General features: G+C 56.1%; 7 protein-coding genes. 2 read left to right on the top strand and 5 right to left on the bottom strand.

Annotated features, from left to right (window positions below; all coding sequences use genetic code 11):
- The first annotated feature begins 108 nt into the window (after positions 1-108).
- On the top strand, positions 109-315 hold the full coding sequence (locus tag SO139_RS45315) for a cold-shock protein (RefSeq protein WP_449384556.1): 207 nt from the start codon (positions 109-111) through the stop codon (positions 313-315).
- A gap of 257 nt (positions 316-572) precedes the next feature.
- On the opposite strand, the gene SO139_RS45310 is transcribed toward SO139_RS45315, so the two are convergent.
- The 5 genes from SO139_RS45310 to SO139_RS45290 all read right to left on the bottom strand — a co-directional run bounded on the left by SO139_RS45310 (position 573) and on the right by SO139_RS45290 (position 4,712).
- Positions 573-1,208: a hypothetical protein gene (locus SO139_RS45310; protein ID WP_449384555.1), complete on the bottom strand. Its 636-nt coding sequence runs from the start codon at positions 1,206-1,208 to the stop codon at positions 573-575.
- A gap of 250 nt (positions 1,209-1,458) precedes the next feature.
- Complete coding sequence (locus tag SO139_RS45305; protein ID WP_498542077.1) at positions 1,459-2,064, bottom strand: S1/P1 nuclease; 606 nt, start codon at positions 2,062-2,064, stop codon at positions 1,459-1,461.
- A gap of 181 nt (positions 2,065-2,245) precedes the next feature.
- A complete protein-coding gene (locus SO139_RS45300) occupies positions 2,246-3,025 on the bottom strand; it encodes a ferredoxin--NADP reductase (protein ID WP_498542076.1) in 780 nt (259 codons plus the stop codon).
- Between the two features lie 367 nt (positions 3,026-3,392).
- The gene (locus SO139_RS45295) at positions 3,393-4,061 is read right to left on the bottom strand and encodes a hypothetical protein (RefSeq protein ID WP_498542075.1); all 669 of its coding nucleotides are present in this window, start codon (positions 4,059-4,061) and stop codon (positions 3,393-3,395) included.
- Between the two features lie 72 nt (positions 4,062-4,133).
- Positions 4,134-4,712: a hypothetical protein gene (locus SO139_RS45290; protein ID WP_449384551.1), complete on the bottom strand. Its 579-nt coding sequence runs from the start codon at positions 4,710-4,712 to the stop codon at positions 4,134-4,136.
- A 350-nt stretch (positions 4,713-5,062) separates the two neighbouring features.
- Here SO139_RS45290 and SO139_RS45285 point away from each other — a divergent pair, with 350 nt between their 5' ends.
- Entirely contained in the window at positions 5,063-5,284 is a 222-nt protein-coding gene (locus SO139_RS45285; protein ID WP_498542074.1) for a hypothetical protein, read from the top strand.
- The last annotated feature ends 249 nt before the right edge of the window (positions 5,285-5,533 follow it).

Below are 5,533 nucleotides of genomic sequence, written 5' to 3'. Positions count from 1 at the left end.
TCTATGATAGCGGCGTGTTGGAACGAGAAAGCTTCGTGCCGCTCGTTACACTTGAAGTCCGCCTTCGCCCTCGGCTAAATTGACTGGCTTCAACTTGGAGAGACTGCATTGGCACTTGGTACTGTGAAGTGGTTCAACCCGACCAAAGGATACGGCTTTATCCAACCAGACGACGGAGGTCCCGACATCTTCGTGCACATTAGTGCCGTTGAAAAGGCGGGCCACACCGGCCTGGCGGAGGGCTCCCGAATTAGCTACGAGCCGAAGACCGGTCGCTCCGGGAAACTTTCCGCTGAAAATCTCCGAGTTGGTTAGGCTCGTCGGTAGGCCGGCGGTGAACCGATCGACGGTGTCCGATTCTCGTTCGAAACGATAGCAATCCGGCCTCTCAGCGCGCACACGCGGCGCTGCTGAGGGCCTCTCCTTGTCGAGCAACCTGATTGCGTTGTAAAGACGACGCCTAGAGCCGTAGAGGATGTGACGATCTTTTGCGGCGGCGATCAGACCTGTCCCCGGATGCAAACCGGCTTTGCAGGGTATCCGATTCCGCGCCCTCCCTGAAACAGCTTATCTCAATTCGTATTGCAGGCTCTGGCGTTTCCATCGGTAACCGGAAGCTCAAAAAGGCCCGGCGCTATAGGCTTCCCGTCAAAGAACACACCCATCTGCTTTGCAAAACCGGCCGTGCTGTCAGATGCGCGCCGTTTCGCATTGATGATTTTGACGATGTTCCACTCGTCGTGCGATCCGTAGCTGAAGCTGACGGAGCCACGTAACCCGTAGTAGTTGCGAAAGGAATGCTTATCGACCTTTGCCGCGAGGTCAGGTTTTGTCTTGACGAGATTGTCGTAGGCTGTGTCGAGTTTCTCGAGATCGGCGTGACCATCAAGACCGAAGTGACGCGCAAAGTCAGATGGCCCGGCAAAATACACAAAGTCGAACGCGCCAAGACCTTCAGGTTCCTCGCCTTCGAGAATCTGGGTCCACATCCACATGTAGTCAGCGCCGTTGGCGTCCATAGGGAGCGAAAACTGTGGTGCGGCCGGGTTGAGGATCCATACGTCGCGCGGCCCCCACTGCTGCTCGATGCGTTCCTTGGCCTCTTGTGCTACGAGCGCATTGATTGCCGAAACTCCGCCCGCAATCCCGCTAATCGGAACGCTGAGATAGCCAATCGCCTTACCTTGTGTCCGTTGCCCGCTGATCAAGTTCCGTATCTCGCTAACGCGCTGTCTGATCGCATCGTTTAGATAGTCGTGCGTGCAGTAGCAGATGCCATTTGTCGAGCAGGATGTGGTGTTTCCCGGGGCTGCAGATGCACCCGCGAGCGGAATCGACGGCCAATAGCGTGAGCGCCTTCATAGCGATAACCCGATACTCTGTTACTCGCAGGCTGCCGAGGACAGCGTCTCCTTGAGCAGCTGCGCAAGCCGTATCCCGGCAAGGGCGAGTTGGCGGTCAACGATCGGCGATGCTTTGGAAAAATACTGAACGAACGGTGCGCATAATCAGACCGGTATCCCAAAGCGCATGCAGGTTCGTGGTCTGTCCGAAGAATGTCACCGGGACAAGATTGCCGCCTTGATCGTCTTTTCCTGTGTAGGCATCCCACCGATCCGATGCATGAAGAGGCTGGTGAACGTCGCCAACGAAGTGAACAATGAATTTCAAAGCCTGGAGCCGTTCGGGTGCAGGTTTCGAGCAATCAGCAAGGACAGTTCGGAAGCGCGCAATCGCCGCGATGACACAGTTGCCGTTTTTGCAATCAGCATCCGGATCGAAAGTTGTTCGATCATCCGGTATGTCCACGAAATGCCATCCTGCCGTATCCTTATGGTCGGCACGGTAGTCGTCAGCCCAACTGGCGATGGAAGCGAGCGTTGCGTTGGGATGATCAAGAGTAGGGGCTTCCAAGGCAAGCAGGGGCGCGATTTTGTCGAGCGTGGCGGGATCGAGCCGCCGCTGCGCGATCTCAGAGACGATTGCATGGCCTTCCTGTCCCCAGGACCGAGCCTGCGACACCGACATAATGACCACGAGCCACGCGAGCCAGATAGCTCTCATAGCTTTTCCCCACAGCCTGCCATTTGGTCTACCATAAGTCGGGAGCTGCCATGATTGCAACTATGTCCAGTCGAGAGACCGACAATTTTATTGACGGTAGCACCGGTAAGGTCCCTGGTCGCGTTGTATCGGGTTCGCGTTGTATCGGGTTCGGATCAGCCATGGTCGCTTGCCACTCAGCTCAAAATAAGGGATCGACAAACGCCCTTTCAAACACAAAATGTGAGGGCTCTTGTGGAGAGCCTTCGACAAAGCCCTTCGTTATCAAGAGCTCTCGGGCGTCGTGGACCAGGGCGGGGCTGCCACAGATCATGGCGCGGTCATGCTGCGGCTCGAGTTTCGGCAGTTCGATTTCCGCAAACAGCTTGCCTGACGCGATCAGGTCGGTGATCCGACCGCGGTTATGGAAGCGGTCGCGCGTCACGGTCGGATAATAGATCAGTTGATAGCGAACGAAGTCGCCGACCAGCCCGTCGCTTGGCAGCGTTTCCGTGATCATCTCGCCATAGGCGAGCTCGGCGACGCGGCGGCAGCCATGAAGCAGCACCACATTCTCGAATCGCAGATAGGTTTGCGGATCCTTGATGACACTCAGAAGCGGCGCAAGACCGGCGCCAGTCCCAATCAGATAGAGATTGCGCCCGTCCTTAAGATTATCAATGACTAGCGAGCCAGTCGTCTTGCGGCTAACAATGATCTGGTCACCCTGCTTAAGCTGCTGCAGACGCGAGGTTAAGGGATTGTCCAGCACCTTGATCGCGACGAATTCCAGCCGGTCTTCGTAATGAGCGCTGGCGATGCCGTAGGCCCGCAGCAGAGGTTTTTCATCAACCTCGAGCCCGATCATAGTGAATTCACCGCTGCAGAAGCGAAACGACGGATTCCGTGTGCTGGTGAAGCTGAAGAGATTGTCAGTCCAGTGATGGACGTTCAGAATGCTTTCCTGGTTGAAATTACTCATTTCACCGCTCCCGCGAAGCTTGGAGCGCGATGCGGACCCGCAGCCGCTCTAGCGGAAAATTTGCACTGGTTTTCCAAACAGATGTTCGGTGTTCAATTTCGGACTGGGACTTTTGGAAGGGTGCCGGCTCAGCTCTGGCTTACATCGGCTCTCAACGCGAAGCGGCACTCCTGTCCTTCCAAGCTCATGCTAGGCTAAACATGCTGACGGTGAATCGCATGTGATGGGCGCAATCATGCTTAAATTATGCATTTCGTCGGCCTTCTGCGATGGATTTCACCGCACGCATCCTTCTCTGCTGCCGACCAGCAGTTCGGACATCAGTTTAGACATGAATATTTTACCAAGCTTTTTCCCGCCTCATTTCTCACAAGTCACAAGCGGAGACTTCCTGTCGCTCCGCACCAAACTGGTCTTGCCGCCAAAGACATACCGCCATCCACACGCAACCGATGGCCACCAGTGATCCATGTGCAATGCGTAGGGGCTGCGCGCCGAAGAATTGCGGAATGTACAGCGACATCCCGATGGCGAAGGGAACGCCACTTGCCTTCGGATAGCGACAGGAACGCCAAAGCGCCGTGGCAGCCGCGATTGCGGAGGCGGCAAGAAGAAGCAGACCGGCGAGGAACATGATAAGGCCATGGCCGGAGCGGACGATCTCGACCAGACTGAGCAGTGAATCGGAGTGCCTCCGCAAAGCTTCCTGCCCCAGCGCGTGAAGACTATAGGTTTCGGCCCCGTAGAATGGCAGTGTAAAGCCTGTGCCAATCACGATCAGGACAACGGCGACAAAGAACAGGCGCTCGGACTGTGTCCCCAGTAAAGAGCGTTGCATTCCGAGCAGCCCAAGTGGGAGCAGCGCGAACGCCACAATGGCAATCATGTGCGACGCCAGCCATGCCTCAGACCCGAAGGCAGCGGCACCTAGCAGCGATCTTTCGTCCGAGAACGGGCGAACTGCCGGGTAGACTGCGAACAGAATTCCGGAGGCCAGGAGCGCGACAGTGCCGATACGAATATGATTGGCAAACATCGGACCTCCGGAGGCGATGATACAAACATGACCACGCCGCGCATCAGCTACGGCTCAGGAATAACGATCTGATCAATGAGGCTGGGTGCCCGGCTCGGAAATCAGCGGAGCGCCCCCGATTGAAACTGGCCCTTCCGGTCTAGAAGGCTGAATGGCTCTCGCGGCCGGCTTCGAAACAGTACGGGCTGGCGGTAGATTAGGTGCTGGCGATGGAGGCGTAACGACGGGCGGATTCTGCAAAGACTGGATGTTCGAAGTCAGTGCAGCGATTTGATCCGATATCTGTTTTAGACCCTCTTGCTGCGCACTGATGTTACGCTTGAGCTCGGCGATCTCCTCGCTTATCTCCTGTTGCCCCGATCTAATCTCTGAAAGAACCGCCTTGTCCTCGGGTGACAAGCCTTGAATTGGCAGGTTTTCCGGCGCGACTGACGAGCCGAGAAGCTTGTCTATACCGACCCCGAAATAGACTCCTCCCGCGCACAGCCCGAAAATAACGGCGAGGAGTCCAACAACCCACGGCAAGCGACTTGCCGGCTTATGCAAGACGGGCGGCAACTCAGAGCTGTTTGTGGGATCGGTCAAATTCATCTTCCTAGGCACGTCAAACGATTCGTTGCCTTTCGCGACGCGATAACAGATGACGGTCAAGAACTCCAGGGAGTCGCAACCAGAGCACTCGGGAAACCTTGTGCATAGAGATCAAGGAGCGCGCAGCTACGCATGTGATCATTCCATCTGTAGATGCTTTCGGGCGCCAAAACTAGTTCAGCGCACAAATACTGCATGCTCCGCGCAAAACCGCACGATGCGAACGCAGTTGCGGCTCTAACTTTTCCCACGATGGAGAGGACCGTGTTGGCGGGCAATATGTGAGGTGTTACGCGGAATAGTCCCTCTTGCGCATGCTTGGCGGAAACGGCGTTGACATGGTCTGTTAGGTAGACGTCATTGTCGGCCGTTGTCGCGATGATATAGCCCTTGAGATTGGATCGAATTTCTTGGCCTTCCCGATTTCAGCGATCGTGGGTTTGGTCGGCGGACAGTCGCGCTTTGCCTTGCTCTGTACGCCGGAGTCAGCACCGTTTTCCTTTTCCGTAGATGTCGACACTGTTCTGTTTCTGTACCGTGCTGCCGTAGCGCACGAGCTGGCCGGCAGCTTAAAAATTACGTGCGTTCGTCAGATCGCCGCGAGCGGCGGCGGACCTTGCGGCTCGCAGTAAGATGGTTCGCTGGAGGCCCGATGACGGGGCTGCGCCCTTGGCGTCGATGATCTCGACCGCAAGCTGCGCTAATTCATCCTTTTTGCTTAGCTCAGGGAAGACGAATGTTGAAGGGCTCCCTCATAGAGGTGCGCGACGTCACGTTCGATTGCCTCAGCGAGATCCTCATCAAGAATACTTGTATGGGCTTGGTCAAGGATGAGTGGTTGTTAGATCATTTCAGATCATCTCCTTGTTCGAAGGAGGCGG

Source organism: Bradyrhizobium sp. UFLA05-89, assembly GCF_059803475.1.
The sequence above is the reverse complement of the archived record's forward strand: the minus strand, read 5'-3'. Positions and strand labels throughout refer to the sequence as shown.

Excerpts from the sequence above, each read along its gene's own strand:
- SO139_RS45305 (WP_498542077.1), bottom strand. The coding sequence starts at position 2,064 with ATGAGAGCTATCTGGCTCGCGTGGCTCGTGGTCATTATGTCGGTGTCG.
- SO139_RS45300 (WP_498542076.1), bottom strand. The coding sequence starts at position 3,025 with ATGAGTAATTTCAACCAGGAAAGCATTCTGAACGTCCATCACTGGACT.
- SO139_RS45295 (WP_498542075.1), bottom strand. The coding sequence starts at position 4,061 with ATGTTTGCCAATCATATTCGTATCGGCACTGTCGCGCTCCTGGCCTCC.